Here is a 15,837-nt window from a genome sequence, read left to right on the forward strand (position 1 = left end):
TTCACGCGCCGGTGACAATCTGAGGAGCTGACGCGTGTCCCGGCAAGCCTATCTGTTCACCAGCGAATCCGTTTCCGAGGGCCATCCCGACAAGGTTTGCGATCGCATCTCGGATGAAGTCGTCGACGCCTTCTTCAAGCATGGCCCCGAATTCGGCTGGGATCCCAGCCAGCTGCGCGTGGCGGCCGAGACGCTCGCCACCACCAATCGCGTGGTCATCGCCGGCGAGACCCGCGGCCCGGCGCAGATCACCAAGGACTTCCTGATCCATCGCGCCCGTCTTGCCATCAAGGACATCGGCTACGAGCAGGACGGCTTCCACTGGGAGAACGCCGAGATCGACGTGCTGCTGCACGCCCAGTCGGCGGACATCGCCCAGGGTGTCGATTCGGCCAACAACAAGGACGAAGGCGCGGGCGACCAGGGCATCATGTTCGGCTATGCCTGCCGCGAGACGCCCGAACTGATGCCGGCGCCGATCTTCTACGCCCACAAGATTCTCAAGCGCCTGGCCGACGCCCGCCACTCCGGCGAGAGCACCGTGCTCGGCCCGGACGCCAAGAGCCAGGTCACCGTGCGTTACGAGGACGGCAAGCCGGTCGAAGTCACGCAGATCGTGCTGTCCACCCAGCATCTCGATGCCGATCTCTCCTCGCATGACGTGCAGTCGATCGTGGAGCCCTATATCCGCGAGACCCTGCCGCAGGGCTGGATCACCCCGGCGACCATCTGGCATGTGAATCCCACCGGCAAGTTTGTCATCGGCGGGCCGGACGGCGACTGCGGCCTCACCGGCCGCAAGATCATCGTCGACACTTATGGCGGCGCGGCTCCCCATGGCGGCGGTGCCTTTTCCGGCAAGGACCCGACCAAGGTCGATCGCTCGGCCGCCTATGCCGCGCGCTATCTCGCCAAGAACGTGGTCGCCGCCGGCCTTGCCGACCGCGCCACCATCCAGATCGCCTACGCCATCGGCGTGTCGGACCCGCTGGCGATCTATGTCGACCTGCACGGCACCGGCCAGGTCGAGGAAGCCAAGCTTGAAAAGGTCCTGCGCGAGGTCATGAACCTGCGTCCGCGCGGCATCCGCGAGCATCTGGGCCTCAACAAGCCGATCTATGCCCGTACCTCCGCCTATGGCCATTTCGGCCGCGCCCCGGAAGCCGATGGCGGCTTCTCCTGGGAGCGCACCGATCTGGTCGAGGCGATCCGCGCCGCGGTGGCCTGAGCCTCGCGATTGCACTTCCCGGCCATGTCGGGGATAAGCGGGGCGGACGGTAACGTCCGCCCCGTTTGTTTTGTCCCGTGCCGATGACCGATACCGCCGACCATAACGACACCCCCACCGACGACGCGGCCGCCGTGCCGGCGTCCCATCGCGACGCCGCCTTCTATGGCCGTCGCAAGGGCAAGAAGCTGCGCGCCGCGCAGGTCGCCCATCTGGAGCAGGCGCTCCCCTCGCTGGCAATCGACCTCGATGCACTGGCCGGGCGCCCGCTCGACGCGCTGTTCCCGCATCCGGTGCGCGCGGTGCGGCTGGAGATCGGCTTCGGCGGCGGCGAGCATCTGCTGTCCGAGGCCCGGCGCCATCCCGACATCGGCTATATCGGCGCGGAAGCCTTCGTGAACGGCGTCGCCAAGCTGACCACCGCCATCGCCGAGGCCGGCCTCACCAATGTGCGCCTGCATGGCGACGACGTGGTGCCGCTGCTCGACCGGCTGCCCGACGCCTCGCTCGAGCGCATCGACCTGCTCTATCCCGATCCGTGGCCGAAGCGCCGGCACTGGAAGCGCCGCTTCGTGCAGGCCGACAATATCGGCCGCATCGCCCGGCTTCTGGCGCCCGGCGGGCATTTCCGCTTCGCCACCGACATCGAGCACTACGCGGCTTGGACGCTGGCGCGCCTCAACGCCGACCCGCGCTTCCAGTGGACGGCGCGCCGCGCCGACGACTGGCGACTGCCCTGGGAGGGCTGGCCCGGCACGCGCTACGAGGCCAAGGCCAAGCGCGAGGGCCGACGGCCGGGATATTACCAATTCCAGCACATCTGATTACCGCATAGGGTGGAACTGTCTTATGGTTCCTTGCGTTGTCGGGGGCCTCGTCAGGGACGGTTCCAGGGACAGTGCAAGGAGATCGACATGGCCGATACCAACGCGCAGCAGGACTTTGCCAAGCTTTCCGAGGATCTCGCCGTGCTGCGCGCCGATGTCGCCAAGCTGGCGGAGACGCTGACGGTGCTCGCCAAGACGCAGGGCGAGGCGGCAGCGGATGCCGTCACCAGCCGCGTCCGGCAGGGCAAAGAGAAGGCCGAGGCCACTGCCGCCGGGCTCTATGACGAGAGCGTCGCCGCCTATGAGGACGTCAAGGAGCGCGCCGGCGCGCTGGGTGGCGACGTCACCGCCGCCATCGAGCGCAATCCGCTCGGCGCGGTGGCGGCCGCCCTCGGCGTCGGCTTCCTGCTCGGACTGTTGAGCCGGGGCCGCTGATGCTGCGCCTCCTGCTGGGGTTGCTTGGCGTCGAAGTGCGCCACACGGTGCGGCGGGCCACCACGACCGCCCTGCTGTTCTTCTTCGCCGCGCTGCTGCTCGGCGCGGCGATCGTCGCGTTCCTGGTCGCCGGTTATATCCTGCTGGCCGAGCGCTACGACCCGATCGTGGCGGCGTTCATCATCGGTGCCCTCTGCCTCATCGGCGCGCTCATCCTCTTCATTGTCGCCTATGCCCGCACGCGCCGGAGGGCGCCGCCCCCGGCCTATGGCGGGCTGGGCAGCCTCATGGCGGTGCCGCCGACCGCCCCGCCGGCAGCGGCGAACGTGCCGCCGCCCGGCGTCGCCGCGGGTCCCCCACCCCCGCCCATGGCGGCCTCCACGGTGATCGCCGTCGCCGCGGGTGCGGCACTTCTTGGCCTTATTCTTGGCCGACGCATCTGAAACTGTGGCGTAACGGCCCGAGACAGCACCATTGGCACCCCCGGCGATTGTTGCAGGGGGCGCCAAAAAGGACCAATCTGCGACGGGCTTTGGGCCGCGAGTCAGTCAGGCACTCGCCATGGCGCACGCCGCAGGAGGTTACAACTTGACGTTCCGCCGTTTGTCGCTGCGGCCCGGTGCGGCCATTATCGCCCTCGTGACCGCGCTCGGTGCGGTCCCGGCGCTGGCCGAGGCGCCGCCCGACAGCTTCATCTCCCGCTCCTCGCCGGCCGGCAATTACCTCGCCGCGCGCCTCGCCACCGCCGAGCGCGACACCCCGGCGGCCGCCTCCTATTACCGTGCACTGGTGCGCACCTTCCCGCGCAGCGGGGAAATTCTGGAGCGTGCCTTCCTCGCGGTGCTCGCCGAAGGCGAGATCGACGAGGCGGTGGACTACGCCCAGCGCATCGTGCGCATCGATCCCGAACATTCGCTGGCGCGGCTCGTGCTTGGCGTGAAGGCGATCAAGGGCAAGCAGTACGTCACCGCCCGCAGCAATCTGCGCCGGTCCGGGCAGGGCGCGATCGCCGAGCTCAACTCGACGCTGCTCAGCGCCTGGAGCCAGTTCGGCTCCGGCAATCCGCGCGCCGGCGTCGCCGCCATCGACGAGCTGCAGGGCCCGGAATGGTATGCCGGCTTCAAGGATTTCCACGCCGGCCTGCTGCTCGACGCCTCGGGCGCGCGCAAGGAAGCCGGGCCCCGGCTTGAGGCCGCGCTGAAAATCGATTCGCGCACGCTGCGCGTCGTCGATGCCTATGGCCGCTGGGCCTCGCGTTCCGGCAACAAGAAGCTGGCGATCGAGACCTATGAGGCGTTCGACCGGCAGGTGCCGAACGATCCCCTGGTCGAGCAGCAGCTGGCGCAGCTGCGCGCCGGCAAGACGCTGGCGCCGCTCATCACCACGCCGGCCGCCGGCGCGGCGGAAGTACTGTACGGCCTCGGCGCCGCGCTCGGGCGCCAGGGCGGCGAGGACCTCGCGCTGATCTATCTCCAGCTCGGTCACTGGCTCGACCCCTCGCACCCGCTGATCGAGATCACCCTCGCGGACCTCTATGAGAGCCTGAAGCGGCACAATGAGGCGATCGCGCTCTACCGCAGCGTGCCGTCCGATTCGCCCTTCAAGGTGAATGCCGAGGTACAGCTCGGCCTCAACCTCGACGCCGCCGGCGATTTCGCGGGGGCGCGCCAGACGCTGGAAGGCGTGGTCGCCAAGAATCCGAAGGATCAACGCGCCCTCATGGCGCTCGGCGACGTGCTGCGCTCGAACGAGAAATATGCCGACGCCGCCGAGGTCTATACTAAAGCGATCGACCAGTTGCAGGCGCCGACCGGCAGCAACTGGATGCTGTATTATTTCCGCGGCACCGCGTACGAGCGCACCAAGCAGTGGGCGAAGTCGGAAGCCGACCTGAAGAAGGCGCTGGAGCTGCGGCCGGACCAGCCGCATGTGCTGAACTATCTCGGCTATAGCTGGATCGACCAGGGCGTGCATCTCGACGAGGGCATGGAGATGATCCGCAAGGCGGTCTCCCTGCGCCCGGACGACGGCTATTTCATCGACAGCCTCGGCTGGGCCTATTACCGCGTCGGGCGCTACGAGGATTCGGTGCGCGAGCTGGAACGCGCGGTCGAGCTGAAGCCGAACGAGACCGTCATCAACGACCATCTCGGCGACGCCTACTGGAAGGTCGGCCGCAAGCTCGAGGCGCGGTTCAAGTGGAACCATGCGCGCGACCTGAAGCCGGACGCCGCCGAGCTGCAGGAAATCGAGCTGAAGCTCGCCGTCGGGCTCGAGGAGGCCGAGCGCCGCAAAAGCGACAAGCCCGAGATCCAGAAGACCGAGGTCGACCCTTCCGCGGCGACCCAGAAGGCCGAAGCGCCGAAAACCCCGCCCGAGACCGCGCCGGCCAAGCCGGATGGCGGCGGCTGATCGGTCGGACAGGGCGGCAGACGAGCAAAGGGGCGGACCTCCGGGTGGAGATCCGCCCCTTGCCTTTTCAGCCAGGCGCTTAGGCCGTCGCCGGACGGCCCACGAACAGCAGCGGACGCGAGCGCAACGCATAGGCGCCGTCGCCGATCAGCCACAGGGCGAAGGAGGCGACGATCAGGAAGGCGGGATACTCCCAGCCGCCGCCGGTCGCCGAGAACACCCAGCCATTGGGGACGTGCACGCTCGCCGCCGCCGCCATGACGGGGATGAGCAGCAGCGCGACATGGCGGGCATAGACGCCGAGGAGGATGAGGGTGCCGCCGATCAGCTCGATCAGGATGATGGGGCCGGCCAATCCGCTGGGAAAGCCGACGCTGCCGAGATAGCCGGCGAAGCCGCCGACGGTGAAGACGAAATACTTCATGAGGGCATGCGAGATCCACATGACGCCGAGCGCGGCACGCAGCAGGAAGACGCCATAGGGCGCCGAATTGTTGTCGATCATGGCTCGATCCTTGGAAAGTCAGCGACGGGAAGAGGACGCCAGATGGAGCTGCCCAGCGGTGGGCTTCCCCTGCGGCCCGCTTGATGTGCCAAGGTTAGTCGAGCGCAATTCGCAATGCGATAATCAAAAATGTCCGACTGTTCTTGCAAAATTGCAAGGCCGGTGAGTCCATCAATGCCACCTCGCCACAAGCGGCCGGCGCTACTCAGTGCGGGTCGGTGGGAGGCGCCATTTCGTTGGCGACGGTGACTTCGACCGTGGGCGCGGCCGCGGCCGGTTCGGCGGGCTTTGGGCTGGCGCGCTCGGCAAGGCGCGTGCGGCCATTGCCGCGATTGAACTCGCACCACAGGCGGTCGGCACCGGCGAGATTGCCGCGGAAGGCCTTGTCGCTCAGCTTGTCGAGCTCGAAGCAGGGCTGGAAGGCGAGGCCCTTCACCTTGGCGCACACCTTGTCGCCCTTCACCATGATGGTGCCGGCCGGCAGCGTCACATAACGCGCATTGCCCTTGCCGCGCATCTGGATGGTCCCGGCGACGGAACCGTCCGGCATGATGCGGCCGGCGCCGGCCGTGCCCTCATAGCAGGAATAGGAAAAGGTCCGCCCATAGACGAAACGCTGCGCCGCATCGACGTTCATCGGCTCGGCAGATGCCGGCGCCGCCGCCACGAGGGCCGGAGCGGCGAGACACAGGGTAGCCATGAGGGCGGAATGAACGCGCATAAGGGTTTCCATCGTCGGTCAGGCTAGGTTGCGCCGCGAAAGCCCCATCTTGTCAAGCCGAAGCACGCCCTTCGGCGCGCGCCGGGATGCACGCGGCGTGCTCCCTGTGGCACCGACGCAACGCACCCGGCACCACGGCACCTATGGTGAAGCCACAGGGTTAACACCCGGCAAACATCGCGACACGCGGGCGAGCGTCACCCGCCCTCCGGAATCAGGCCGGCTGCGCGGCCCGCTCCACCGGGCGCTCGACGATGGGCAGGTTGATCGCGGCCGAGGCGAAGCTCAGCGCCACCGACAGCCACCAGACAAGGTCGTAGGAGCCCAGCTTCTCATAGAGCAGCCCGCCCAGCCACACGCCGAGGAAGCCACCCACCTGATGCGAGAAGAAGGCAAAGCCGTACAGCATGGCGAGATAGCGCGTGCCGAACATCAGCATCACCAGCCCCGAGGTCGGCGGCACGGTGGAAAGCCACAGCAGCCCGAGCACGATGCCGAAGCCGATCGACACCACCGGCGAGGCCGGCAGCAGCACGAAAGCGGCAATGGCGACGCCGCGCGCGAAATAGATCGCCGCCAGCAGATAGCGCCGCGGCATCCGGCTCGACAGCCAGCCCGACCCCAGCGAGCCCACCATATTGGCCAGGCCGATGGATGCCAGCGTCCAGCCACCAATGGCGATGGAGAGGCCGCGGTCGTTGAGATAGGCCGGCAGATGGGTGGTGACAAAGGCAAGCTGGAAGCCGCAGGTGAAGAAGCCAAGCACCAGCAGCACATAAGAGCGGTGGCGGAACGCTTCGCCAAGCGCCGCGCCGATCGACTGCGGGCGCTCGTCGCCCGCCTTGGGCCGCGCCGGCGCATTGGCCAGCGCAAGGGAGAACGGCATCACCAGCAGCATGGCGAGGCCGAAGATGATCAGCGTCTGCTGCCAGCCGATGCTGGCATTCAGGCCGGCCGCCAGCGGCGGGAACAGGAACTGGCCGAAAGAGCCGGCCGCCGTACCGGCACCGAAGGCCATCGGCCGCCAGCGCTCCGGCAGCATCTTGCCGAAGGCGGCGAGCACGATGTTGAAGGAGCAGCCGGACAGGCCGAAGCCGATCAGCGTGCCGGCGGAGAGATTCAGCAGCGACGGCGTCGACGCATAGGCCATGAGCGCCAGCCCGAGCGCGTAGAGCACCGCGCCGATGCACAGCACGCGCATGACGCCGAACCGGTCGGCAATGGCGCCGGCAAACGGCGTGCCGACACCCCAGAGCAGGTTCTGGATGGCGATGGCGAGGCCGAACGTGTCGCGTCCCCAGCCGAATTCACTGGTCATCGGCAGCAGGAAGATGCCCGAGGACGCGCGCGGGCCGAAGGTCAGCATCGCGATCATGCAGCCGCACAGCACCACGAGGAGCGGCGCACGGTCGGCGAGGCTCGGACGAGCCGACGCGGCGGCGCTGGAGGACGTGCGGGTCATGTCGAACCTCTCCCGGGCGCGCAGATGTCACACGGCGCGCATACGTGGCCGCCTTTTTGGACCAGTTGACGCTGTGGAATAGGACGGCGGCACGGGCAAGGGAAACAAATTGTTTTGAGGTTAGCCATCAGCAAAAGCGATCCTCGCGCCATTACCATGCGCTGCGGCTTCTCGGCCACAGCACCCTGCCAAATGGCCGGCATAACGCCTCCGTGAAGCCGCGCGGGGAAGCGCAGGCCGCCTGGCGGGTTATAGGGGAAGAACTCCTGTCCAGTACCCCCGGTTGCCCCCGCCAATGTCCATCGATCGCCGCCTGTTCCTGCTCTCCGCCCCCCTCGCGCTCGCCGCCTGCACCACCACCCAGAGCCCGCGCGTCAGCTCCGTGCTGCCGCCGTCGATGGACCCGCAATTCCTAAGCATGTACGGGGCGATCAATGACGAGCCGTTCCCGGTGCCGGCGGTCGACCTGTCCGACGTCGATCCGCGCTTCCTGCGGCAGGAGGTGGATTTCCCCACGCGCTATCAACCCGGCACCATCGTGGTCGATCCCAATGAACGTCACGCCTATCTGGTGATGGCGAACAACCGGGCGCTGCGCTACGGCGTCGGTGTCGGCAAGCAGGAAGGCTTCAATTTCCGCGGCGAGGGCGTCATCGCCCGCAAGGCGGTGTGGCCGCGCTGGACGCCCACCCCGGCGATGATCGCCCGCGAGCCGGAGCGCTATGGGCCCTATGCCGCCGGCATGGCGGGCGGGGAAACCAACCCCCTCGGCCCCCGCGCCCTCTACATCTACAAGGACGGCCGGGACACGCTCTACCGCCTGCACGGCACGACGGAGCCGTGGACCATCGGCACCATGGTGTCCTCCGGCTGCATCCGCTTCATGAACCAGGACATCATCGACCTGTATCGCCGCGTGCCGACCGGCACCAAGGTCGTGGTGCTGCCCGCGAGCGGCGCGGCGGTGAGCTGACGCCCACGGCACGCATGGCCGGCGACGTCCCGGAACGGCCGGAAGGCCGTGCCGGGGGTCGCGAATGGCGTGGCCTGCCCTTGCGGCTCGTAGCCGCTTACGGCATGAGCACCGTCAGATAAGGCCCGGACGGCTTTGCCGACGGGCCGGTGATTGCCGGCACCTGGTTGGAGACCGGCGGCAGGCTCATGAGATAGGCCGCCAGCGCGGAGGCATCCGCATTGGTGAGCGCGCCGTAATGCCGCCAGGGCATGGCCGGCGCCAGCACCCGCCCGTCCGGGCGTATGCCGGTACGGATGGCGGCGATGATCTCCTTCTCACTCCAGTTGCCGAGCCCGGTCGCCTTGTCCGGGGTCAGGTTCGGCGGGAAGAACACGCCGAGGCCGGGAATCTGGAACCCGACCTCCGAGCCGCCGAAGGCACGGCCGGCATCCGGCTTGCCGAGGAACACCCCCGGCGTGTGGCAGCCGCCGCAGTCCATGATGGTCGCGAGATATTCGCCGCGCTTCACGCGGCTGTCCTGGGCCTGCGCCCCGGCCGCCGCCACCAGCAGCAGCGCAACCGCTGCCGCTTTCATCACCGATAAGTTCATGCTGTCGCCCCCCAATCAGCGCGGCACGTCCCGCGCAATCCTCCCGGCGGAAACGATCCCGTTCCGCCCCCGTGCGACCCGCTCCCGCAGCGGGCCGGCCTGTCATGTCCAGGGCGATGACTGCCCCGCGAAGCCCGGATTCAAGATGGTTGGATCATGAGGGCGCAATAGCCTCACCGTGATCCTCACGTCGCATTATTGATCCGAACGCCTGCGTTCGGTAGGGGCGGCCCCTGCTGTTTCCCGCCGAAATCGGCGATCAATCGACGGCGAGTTCGAACGGCACGTTCTCCATCGCCTCGGCGCCTCGGCCGATGGCGGCGATCGCGGCGATCATGCGCCCCTGCCGGCCGAGCGCCTCATCCGCCAGCGCCACCAGCAGCGCGTTGGGCGTGGCGATCGGCGAGGCGGCGCGCAGCGCGCGGGCGATGTCGGCCTCGTCGCGCGACGGGTTCAGCGCGCAGGCGGCGATGTAGGCCGAGGCGGTCGAGCGGCTGATGCCGGCATAGCAATGCACCACCAGCGGCGCCCGGCGCGGCCAGCGGCGGGCAAAGCCGAGTATGGCGTCCACATGCTCGCCCGCCGGGTGGATCAGCCCGTCCTGCGGCGCGGTGATGTCGTTGAAGCCGACGAAGAGATGATTGTCGCGCTCGACGCTCGCCGGCAGCGCGACCGGCGTGGCGACATTGATCACGCTCAGCACATGCGCGGCGCGGGTGCGCAGGACGGTCTCCTCGAGGCGGGAGAGCGGGCAGACATGGATCATGGGGCACTCCGAACAGCGGACGGCGACGTGGCGGCGTCCTCCGCCAACTCGCGGAAGCGCGCGAGGAAACGAGCCTTCGCCTCATCCGCGCTCCAGGGGGTGAGATGGTCCCGCTCGGCGGCGATGTCGAGCGGAAAGGGCTGGCCGAAGAACTTGCGGGCTTCCGCCAGCTCGAAACCGGCAAGGCGCGTGGCCTCGAGAAAGGCGCTGGCGCGATCAGCCGCCTTGACCAGCTTGACGAGGTCCGCCGGCCAGTTCGCCGGCAGCCCGAAGCGCAGGCTGACCGCCGCCAGCAGGCGCGCTTCCACCGCCTTGTAGTCGCCGCCCAGCACCGCCTTGAACGGGCTGATCATGTCGCCGACCACATATTCCGGCGCGTCATGCAGCAGCATGGCGAGGCGCCAGCGCCGATCGAGCTCGCGGCCGCGCGCCAGCGCCTGCCGGCGGGCGATCAGCTCGACCAGTACCGAATGCTGCGCGACGGAGAAGATGTGCTCGCCGCGCGTCTGTCCGTTCCAGCGGGCGACGCGGGCGAGGCCATGGGCGATGTCCTCGATCTCGATGTCGAGCGGGGACGGGTCGATCAGGTCGAGCCGCCGGCCCGACAGCATGCGCTGCCAGACGCGTGCCGACGTGCCGCCGAACGTCACCGCCCCGCCTCCGCCTCTGCCGCCCGCGCGGCGGCGCCGTGGCGGTGACAGGTGACGGCATGATCGTCCACCATGCCGACCGCCTGCATGAAGGCGTAGACGATGGTGGGGCCGACGAAATTGAAGCCGCGCGCCTTCAGTTCCTTCGACATGGCCACCGCCACCGGCGAGGTGACGATGGGCGGATCGCCGGGATTGCGGGCATTGTCGAGCACCGGCCCGTTGATGCCCCATAGGAGCTTCGAGAAGCCGGGCCCGCGCTCCTGAATATCGAGCCAGACCTGCGCCGAGCGGATGGTGGAGACGATCTTGGAGCGGTTGCGCACGATGCCGGCGTCGAGCATCAGCGCCTCGACCTTTTCCGGCGTGTAGCGGGCGATGATCTCCGGCTGGAAACCGTCGAAGGCGGCGCGGAATCCGTCGCGCTTGCGCAGGATGGTGATCCAGGCAAGGCCGGCCTGGAAGCCGTCGAGGATCAGCTTCTCGAACAGCGCCCGGTCGTCATATTCCGGCACGCCCCATTCCTCGTCGTGATAGGCGACGTAGAGCGGGTCGGTGCCGCACCAGGCGCAGCGCGTGACGCCGTCGTCATGCTGATGAACCCTCATGCCGCATCTCCCGTACCGGGCACGGCGAAGGACACCCAGCCCGGCTTCTCCGGCACCAAGGCGGCACCATCCGCCTCGACGACATGGCCGCCGGCACGCGCTTCCTCCAGCCGGTCGAGCCGCACCAGGCCGAGCGCGCGCCCGTCCGTGCCCGAGCCGAGGCGGCCGATGGTCTTGCCGCCGGCGAGGATGGGCGTGCCTTCGGCCGGCGGGCGCCCGCACACCGCGAAGGGGATGATGCGGGTGCGCGCCGTGCCGCGATGCTGCATGCGGCTGACGATCTCCTGGCCGACATAGCAGCCCTTGTCGAAATCGATGCCGCCGAGCTGGTCCATGTCGGCCTCGTGCGGGAACGCGTCGCCATAGAGGAAATCCATGCCGCCCTCCGGCACGCCGAGCGCGATGCGGTGGGTCTGCCAGTCGGCCTCGGGCACGGTCGCCAGCTGCGCCGCCTCCGCGGCCGGCAACAGGAAGCGGCGGCCGAGCGCGGGCAGGCGCGGGTCGTCATAGGCCAGCGTGTCGACCAGCGGGCTCGCCCCGCCCCAGGCGACGGCGACGACGAGGTCGTCCAGCACGCCGATCTCGACCTTCGCCCGCAGCCGGTAGAGCTGCAGGCGCTTGATCAGATCCGCCAGTACCACGCGCGGCGCATCGAGCCGGAAACCGCCCTCGGTGGCAAGGACGATCATGTCGGCGATGATCTTGCCCTGCGGCGTCAGCAGCGCGGAAAAGCGCGCCTCGCCCGGCTCGGTCGGCGTGCGGGCGGTGAGCAGATTGTCGAGGAAATGGGCGGCGTCAGTCCCCGCGATGCGGGCGACCGCACGCTCCTTCAGGATCGCGATCGGCATGAGGCACGTTCCATGGACAGGACATCGGGCAGCCCGCTGGGCGGGCCGGGTCGACCAGAGGTAAGCCGTCCCACGCCGCCGGGCAAGCGCAAACTGGAACGTATCATGAACACATACAACGTCGTGCACGCCCGCAACGCGGCGTGCGCTTCCGGTTGCCGCGCTCAGGCGTCGCACCATCTTAGCAAGCGGGGCCCAGACTGCGCCCACGGTCCATCACAGGGAGGAAATCATGTCCGGCACCGTTCTTTTCACCGGCACCGCCACCGCCATCGGCGGGCGCAACGGCCACTCGCAGACCAGCGACGGCTCGGTCTCGGTCGATCTCGCCATGCCGCATAACGGCACGCTCGATCCCGGCAAGACGACGCCGGAGCATCTGTTCGCCACTGGCTACGCCGCCTGTTTCGGCTCGGCGGTCGAGGCGGTCGGACGGATGAAGAAGCTCGACGTCACCGGCGCCGCCGTCACCGTCGCGGTGTCGCTGGTGAAGGGCGATGACGGCTTCAGCCTCGCCGCCAAGCTCTCGCTCAAGGCGCCGGCGCTGACTAAAGAGGAGACGCAGGAGGTGCTGGAGGCCGCACACCAGATGTGCCCCTATTCCAAGGCGACGCGCGGCAACATCCCGGTGGAACTCAGCGTGGGGTGAGGGAGCAGCCTGCACCTCTCCCCGTTGGGGAGAGGTCGGCGCGCAGCGCCGGGTGAGGGGCTGCGACGCTCCCGAATTCAAAGCGTCGCAGCCCTCACCCCGACCCTCTCCCCCACGGGGAGAGGGGGCTTGTCGCTCCCGGCCCGGTGCTAGTGCGCCTCGTCCCAATTGTCGGCGGCGCGGGCGTCGACCTTGAGCGGCACCCGCAGCGACACCGCCGGGAACGGCGCCAGTTCCATCACCTCGCGTACCACCTTCACGGTGTCGGCGATCTCGTCGTCCGGCACCTCGAAGATCAGTTCATCGTGCACTTGCAGCAGCATGCGGCCGGAGAGCTTCGCCGCCTCCAGCGCGCCGTCCATGCGGGCCATGGCGCGGCGGATGATGTCCGCCGCCGTGCCTTGCAGCCGGGCGTTGATCGCGGCGCGCTCGTTGAAGGCACGGATCGACGGGTTCTTGGCGGATATGTCGGGATAGTGGCAGCGCCGGCCGAACAGCGTTTCGACATAGCCGTGCTCACGGGCGAAGGCGCGCGTCTCGTCCATATAGGCACGGATGCCGGGGAAGCGCTCGAAATAGCTCTTGATATAGGCCCCCGCCTCCTCGCGCGGGATGGAGAGCTGGTTGGCGAGGCCGAAGGCCGAGATGCCGTAGATGATGCCGAAATTGATCGCCTTGGCGCGCCGGCGCACCTCGGCCGGCATGCCCTCGATCGGCACGCCGAACATTTCCGACGCCGTCATGGCGTGGATGTCGAGCCCATCCTGGAACGCCTGCCTGAGTGACGGCGTGTCGGCGATCTCGGCGAGCAGGCGCAGCTCGATCTGCGAATAATCGGCCGAGATCAGCTTGTGGCCCGGCGCGGCGATGAACGCCTTGCGGATCTTGCGGCCTTCCTCGGTGCGCACCGGGATGTTCTGCAGGTTCGGCTCGGAGGAGGAAAGCCGGCCCGTGGTCGTCGCGGCGAGCGCGAACGAGGTGTGCACGCGCCCGGTCTCGGGGTTCACATAGGACGGCAGCGCATCGGTATAGGTGGATTTCAGCTTTTGCAGCTGGCGCCAGTCAAGAATGCGGCGCGGCAGTTCGTGGCCCTGCTCGGCCAGTTCCTCCAGCACGTCGGCCCCGGTCGACCAGGCGCCGGTCGGGGTCTTGCGCCCGCCGGGGATCTGCATCTTGCCGAACAGGATGTCGCCGAGCTGCTTGGGCGAGCCGGGGTTGAAGCTCTCGCCCGCCATTCCGGAGATTTCCGCCTCCAGCCGGCCCATGCCTTGCGCGAACTCGCCGGAGAGGCGCGAGAGCAATTGCCGGTCGATGGTGATGCCGCGCGCTTCCATCTTCGCCAGCACGGTGACCAGCGGGCGCTCCAGCGTCTCGTAGACGCGCGCCTTGCCCTCGGCGACGAGGCGGGGTTTCAGCACCCGCCAGAGGCGCAGCGTGACGTCGGCATCCTCGGCGGCGTAATCGACCGCCTTCTCGATGGTGACGCGGTCGAAGGTGACGGCGCCCTTCCCCTTGCCGGCGACCTCCTCGTATTTGATCGGCGTGTGGCCGAGCCAGCGGATCGACAGCGGGTCCATGCCGTGCGGCGACACGCCGGCATCAAGCACGTAGGAGAGCAGCATCGTGTCGTCGTAAGGGCCGACGTCGACGCCCTCGCGCATGAAGATCAGCCAGTCATATTTGAGGTTCTGGCCGACCTTCAGCACGCCGGGATGTTCCAGCAGCGGCTTGAGCGCGGCGATCGCCTCGCGGACCGGAATCTGGTCGGGCAGGAGCCCTTCGCTGAACAGGCCCTCGTCGCCGCCCTTGTGGGTGAGCGGAATGTAGCAGGCCTCGTTCGGCGCGACGGCGAGCGAGACGCCGACCAGTTCCGCCTGCATCGGGTCGAGGCCGGTAGTCTCGGTGTCGACCGCCACCACGCCGAGATCGAAGGCGCGGAACACCCACTCCTTCAGCCGCTCCAGCGTGCGCACCGTCTCGTATGTCGAGCGGTCGACCGGCGTCGCGGTCGCCTGCGCGACGCGCGACGCGGCGAGTGCCTGCGGCGTCAGGGCGTCCTCACCAGCGGGCGTGGCATCGGCATCGGCCGGCGCGGCGGGCGTACCGGCGTCGGGATCGAGCCCGGCGGTGAGCAGCGCCGTCTCGGAGCCGCCCGCCCGCAGCCCGGCATCGGGCTCGATGGCGGACGCGTCGATCTCATAGGCTTCGGCGACGCGGCGGGTGAGGGTGTTGAACTCCATCGCCTTGAGGAAGGCGATGAGCTTCTTGCCCTCGGGCTCGACCACGGCGATGTCGTCGAGCGGCACGTCGAGCGGCACGTCGCGCTTGAGCGTCACCAGTTCGCGCGACAGCCGCGCCTGGTCGGCGAACTCGATCAGGTTCTCGCGCCGCTTGGTCTGCTTGATCTCGGAAGCGCGCGCCAGCAGCGTGTCGAGGTCGCCATATTCGCCCAGCAGCTGCGCGGCGGTCTTGATGCCGATGCCCGGCACGCCCGGCACGTTGTCGACGGAATCACCGGCGAGCGACTGCACGTCGACCACCTTCTCCGGCGCAACGCCGAACTTCTCGAACACCTCGTCGACGCCGATCGCCTTGTCCTTCATCGGGTCGTACATGCGCACGCGGGTGCCGTCGACGAGCTGCATCAGGTCCTTGTCGGAGGAGATGACGGTGACGAGCGCGCCCTTGGCCTTGGCCAATTCGGCATAGGTCGCCATCAGGTCGTCCGCCTCGAAGCCGGACTGCTCGACGCAGGCGAGGTCGAAGGCGCGGGTCGCCTCGCGGATCAGCGGAAACTGCGGGACCAGGTCCTCCGGCAGATCCGGGCGCTGCGCCTTGTAAAGCGGGTAGATGTCCTTGCGGAAGGTTTGCTCGGACTTGTCGAACACGACGGCAAGATGAGTCGGCGCCGGGGAAAAGCCCTGCGCGCGCACCAGCTTCCACAGCATGTTGCAGAAGCCCGCCACCGCCCCGACCGGCAGCCTGTCGGAGGAGCGCGTCAGCGGCGGCAGCGCATGGTAGGCGCGGAAGATATAGGCGGAACCGTCGATCAGGACGACATGGTCGCCGGCTTCCAGGGGATCGTGTTCGGGCATTTCGGGCTCCGTTTCGGGCCGCACGATGCCCCATGCGTATCGGCCGGGCAACCGTGGTGAACGCCG

The 15,837-nt window shown here is 68.4% G+C and carries 16 protein-coding genes; 7 read left to right on the forward strand and 9 right to left on the reverse strand.

All coding sequences use genetic code 11. From position 1 onward, the window contains the following. Positions 1–34: 34 nt before the first annotated feature. The 5 genes from metK to ACO2RV_RS05365 all read left to right on the forward strand — a co-directional run bounded on the left by metK (position 35) and on the right by ACO2RV_RS05365 (position 4,902). On the forward strand, positions 35–1,228 hold the full coding sequence (gene metK / locus ACO2RV_RS05345) for a methionine adenosyltransferase (RefSeq protein WP_423290575.1): 1,194 nt from the start codon (positions 35–37) through the stop codon (positions 1,226–1,228). A gap of 83 nt (positions 1,229–1,311) precedes the next feature. Next, a complete protein-coding gene (gene trmB / locus ACO2RV_RS05350) occupies positions 1,312–2,052 on the forward strand; it encodes a tRNA (guanine(46)-N(7))-methyltransferase TrmB (protein WP_423290577.1) in 741 nt (246 codons plus the stop codon). Positions 2,053–2,142: 90 nt separating this feature from the next. Then, a complete protein-coding gene (locus ACO2RV_RS05355) occupies positions 2,143–2,490 on the forward strand; it encodes a hypothetical protein (protein ID WP_423290579.1) in 348 nt (115 codons plus the stop codon). Continuing rightward, positions 2,490–2,933, forward strand: a complete 444-nt coding sequence (locus ACO2RV_RS05360; protein ID WP_423290581.1) for a phage holin family protein — start codon at positions 2,490–2,492, stop codon at positions 2,931–2,933. The genes ACO2RV_RS05355 and ACO2RV_RS05360 overlap by 1 nt, the downstream gene beginning before the upstream one ends. Before the next feature lie 118 nt (positions 2,934–3,051). Further along, positions 3,052–4,902 (forward strand): tetratricopeptide repeat protein, encoded by a 1,851-nt coding sequence (locus ACO2RV_RS05365; protein ID WP_423290583.1) that lies wholly within the window; start codon positions 3,052–3,054, stop codon positions 4,900–4,902. Between the two features lie 79 nt (positions 4,903–4,981). Here ACO2RV_RS05365 and ACO2RV_RS05370 read toward each other — a convergent pair whose 3' ends face one another. From ACO2RV_RS05370 to ACO2RV_RS05380, 3 genes are all read right to left on the reverse strand, one after another. Beyond that, on the reverse strand, positions 4,982–5,407 hold the full coding sequence (locus ACO2RV_RS05370) for a DoxX family protein (protein WP_423290584.1): 426 nt from the start codon (positions 5,405–5,407) through the stop codon (positions 4,982–4,984). A 205-nt stretch (positions 5,408–5,612) separates the two neighbouring features. Beyond that, positions 5,613–6,128 (reverse strand): hypothetical protein, encoded by a 516-nt coding sequence (locus ACO2RV_RS05375; protein WP_423290586.1) that lies wholly within the window; start codon positions 6,126–6,128, stop codon positions 5,613–5,615. A gap of 214 nt (positions 6,129–6,342) precedes the next feature. Further along, the gene (locus ACO2RV_RS05380) at positions 6,343–7,590 is read right to left on the reverse strand and encodes an MFS transporter (RefSeq protein ID WP_423290588.1); all 1,248 of its coding nucleotides are present in this window, start codon (positions 7,588–7,590) and stop codon (positions 6,343–6,345) included. 295 nt (positions 7,591–7,885) lie between these two features. On the opposite strand from ACO2RV_RS05380, the gene ACO2RV_RS05385 reads away from it, so the two are divergent. Then, positions 7,886–8,563, forward strand: coding sequence for a L,D-transpeptidase (locus ACO2RV_RS05385; protein WP_423290590.1), 678 nt, complete (start codon positions 7,886–7,888; stop codon positions 8,561–8,563). 97 nt (positions 8,564–8,660) lie between these two features. Here the strand turns inward: ACO2RV_RS05385 and ACO2RV_RS05390 are convergent, their stop codons facing one another. The 5 genes from ACO2RV_RS05390 to ACO2RV_RS05410 form a co-directional block, all read right to left on the reverse strand. Next, positions 8,661–9,155, reverse strand: coding sequence for a c-type cytochrome (locus ACO2RV_RS05390; protein ID WP_423290592.1), 495 nt, complete (start codon positions 9,153–9,155; stop codon positions 8,661–8,663). A 259-nt stretch (positions 9,156–9,414) separates the two neighbouring features. Further along, positions 9,415–9,921, reverse strand: coding sequence for a tyrosine phosphatase family protein (locus tag ACO2RV_RS05395; RefSeq protein ID WP_423290594.1), 507 nt, complete (start codon positions 9,919–9,921; stop codon positions 9,415–9,417). Further along, a complete protein-coding gene (locus ACO2RV_RS05400; RefSeq protein WP_423291048.1) occupies positions 9,918–10,532 on the reverse strand; it encodes a YfbR-like 5'-deoxynucleotidase in 615 nt (204 codons plus the stop codon). The genes ACO2RV_RS05395 and ACO2RV_RS05400 overlap by 4 nt, the downstream gene beginning before the upstream one ends. A gap of 35 nt (positions 10,533–10,567) precedes the next feature. Continuing rightward, positions 10,568–11,179 carry a DNA-3-methyladenine glycosylase I gene (locus ACO2RV_RS05405; protein ID WP_423290596.1) on the reverse strand — a complete coding sequence of 204 codons (612 nt, stop codon included), beginning with the start codon at positions 11,177–11,179 and terminating at the stop codon, positions 10,568–10,570. After that, positions 11,176–12,027: a YgfZ/GcvT domain-containing protein gene (locus tag ACO2RV_RS05410; protein ID WP_423290598.1), complete on the reverse strand. Its 852-nt coding sequence runs from the start codon at positions 12,025–12,027 to the stop codon at positions 11,176–11,178. Before ACO2RV_RS05410 ends, ACO2RV_RS05405 begins: the two co-directional genes overlap by 4 nt. A 232-nt stretch (positions 12,028–12,259) precedes the next feature. On the opposite strand from ACO2RV_RS05410, the gene ACO2RV_RS05415 reads away from it, so the two are divergent. Continuing rightward, positions 12,260–12,676, forward strand: a complete 417-nt coding sequence (locus tag ACO2RV_RS05415; protein WP_423290600.1) for an Ohr family peroxiredoxin — start codon at positions 12,260–12,262, stop codon at positions 12,674–12,676. Positions 12,677–12,825: 149 nt separating this feature from the next. On the opposite strand, the gene polA is transcribed toward ACO2RV_RS05415, so the two are convergent. Continuing rightward, positions 12,826–15,771 (reverse strand): DNA polymerase I, encoded by a 2,946-nt coding sequence (gene polA / locus ACO2RV_RS05420; protein WP_423290602.1) that lies wholly within the window; start codon positions 15,769–15,771, stop codon positions 12,826–12,828. Positions 15,772–15,837: the final 66 nt, after the last annotated feature.

The organism is Ancylobacter sp. VNQ12 (genome assembly GCF_049445835.1).
In the GTDB taxonomy this organism is placed as follows: Bacteria; Pseudomonadota; Alphaproteobacteria; order Rhizobiales; family Xanthobacteraceae; genus Ancylobacter.

Excerpts from the sequence above, each read along its gene's own strand:
- trmB (WP_423290577.1), top strand. The coding sequence starts at position 1,312 with ATGACCGATACCGCCGACCATAACGACACCCCCACCGACGACGCGGCC.
- ACO2RV_RS05355 (WP_423290579.1), top strand. The coding sequence starts at position 2,143 with ATGGCCGATACCAACGCGCAGCAGGACTTTGCCAAGCTTTCCGAGGAT.
- ACO2RV_RS05360 (WP_423290581.1), top strand. The coding sequence starts at position 2,490 with ATGCTGCGCCTCCTGCTGGGGTTGCTTGGCGTCGAAGTGCGCCACACG.
- ACO2RV_RS05365 (WP_423290583.1), top strand. The coding sequence starts at position 3,052 with ATGGCGCACGCCGCAGGAGGTTACAACTTGACGTTCCGCCGTTTGTCG.
- ACO2RV_RS05370 (WP_423290584.1), bottom strand. The coding sequence starts at position 5,407 with ATGATCGACAACAATTCGGCGCCCTATGGCGTCTTCCTGCTGCGTGCC.
- ACO2RV_RS05375 (WP_423290586.1), bottom strand. The coding sequence starts at position 6,128 with ATGCGCGTTCATTCCGCCCTCATGGCTACCCTGTGTCTCGCCGCTCCG.
- ACO2RV_RS05380 (WP_423290588.1), bottom strand. The coding sequence starts at position 7,590 with ATGACCCGCACGTCCTCCAGCGCCGCCGCGTCGGCTCGTCCGAGCCTC.
- ACO2RV_RS05385 (WP_423290590.1), top strand. The coding sequence starts at position 7,886 with ATGTCCATCGATCGCCGCCTGTTCCTGCTCTCCGCCCCCCTCGCGCTC.
- ACO2RV_RS05390 (WP_423290592.1), bottom strand. The coding sequence starts at position 9,155 with ATGAACTTATCGGTGATGAAAGCGGCAGCGGTTGCGCTGCTGCTGGTG.
- ACO2RV_RS05395 (WP_423290594.1), bottom strand. The coding sequence starts at position 9,921 with ATGATCCATGTCTGCCCGCTCTCCCGCCTCGAGGAGACCGTCCTGCGC.
- ACO2RV_RS05400 (WP_423291048.1), bottom strand. The coding sequence starts at position 10,532 with ATGCTGTCGGGCCGGCGGCTCGACCTGATCGACCCGTCCCCGCTCGAC.
- ACO2RV_RS05405 (WP_423290596.1), bottom strand. The coding sequence starts at position 11,179 with ATGAGGGTTCATCAGCATGACGACGGCGTCACGCGCTGCGCCTGGTGC.
- ACO2RV_RS05410 (WP_423290598.1), bottom strand. The coding sequence starts at position 12,027 with ATGCCGATCGCGATCCTGAAGGAGCGTGCGGTCGCCCGCATCGCGGGG.
- ACO2RV_RS05415 (WP_423290600.1), top strand. The coding sequence starts at position 12,260 with ATGTCCGGCACCGTTCTTTTCACCGGCACCGCCACCGCCATCGGCGGG.
- polA (WP_423290602.1), bottom strand. The coding sequence starts at position 15,771 with ATGCCCGAACACGATCCCCTGGAAGCCGGCGACCATGTCGTCCTGATC.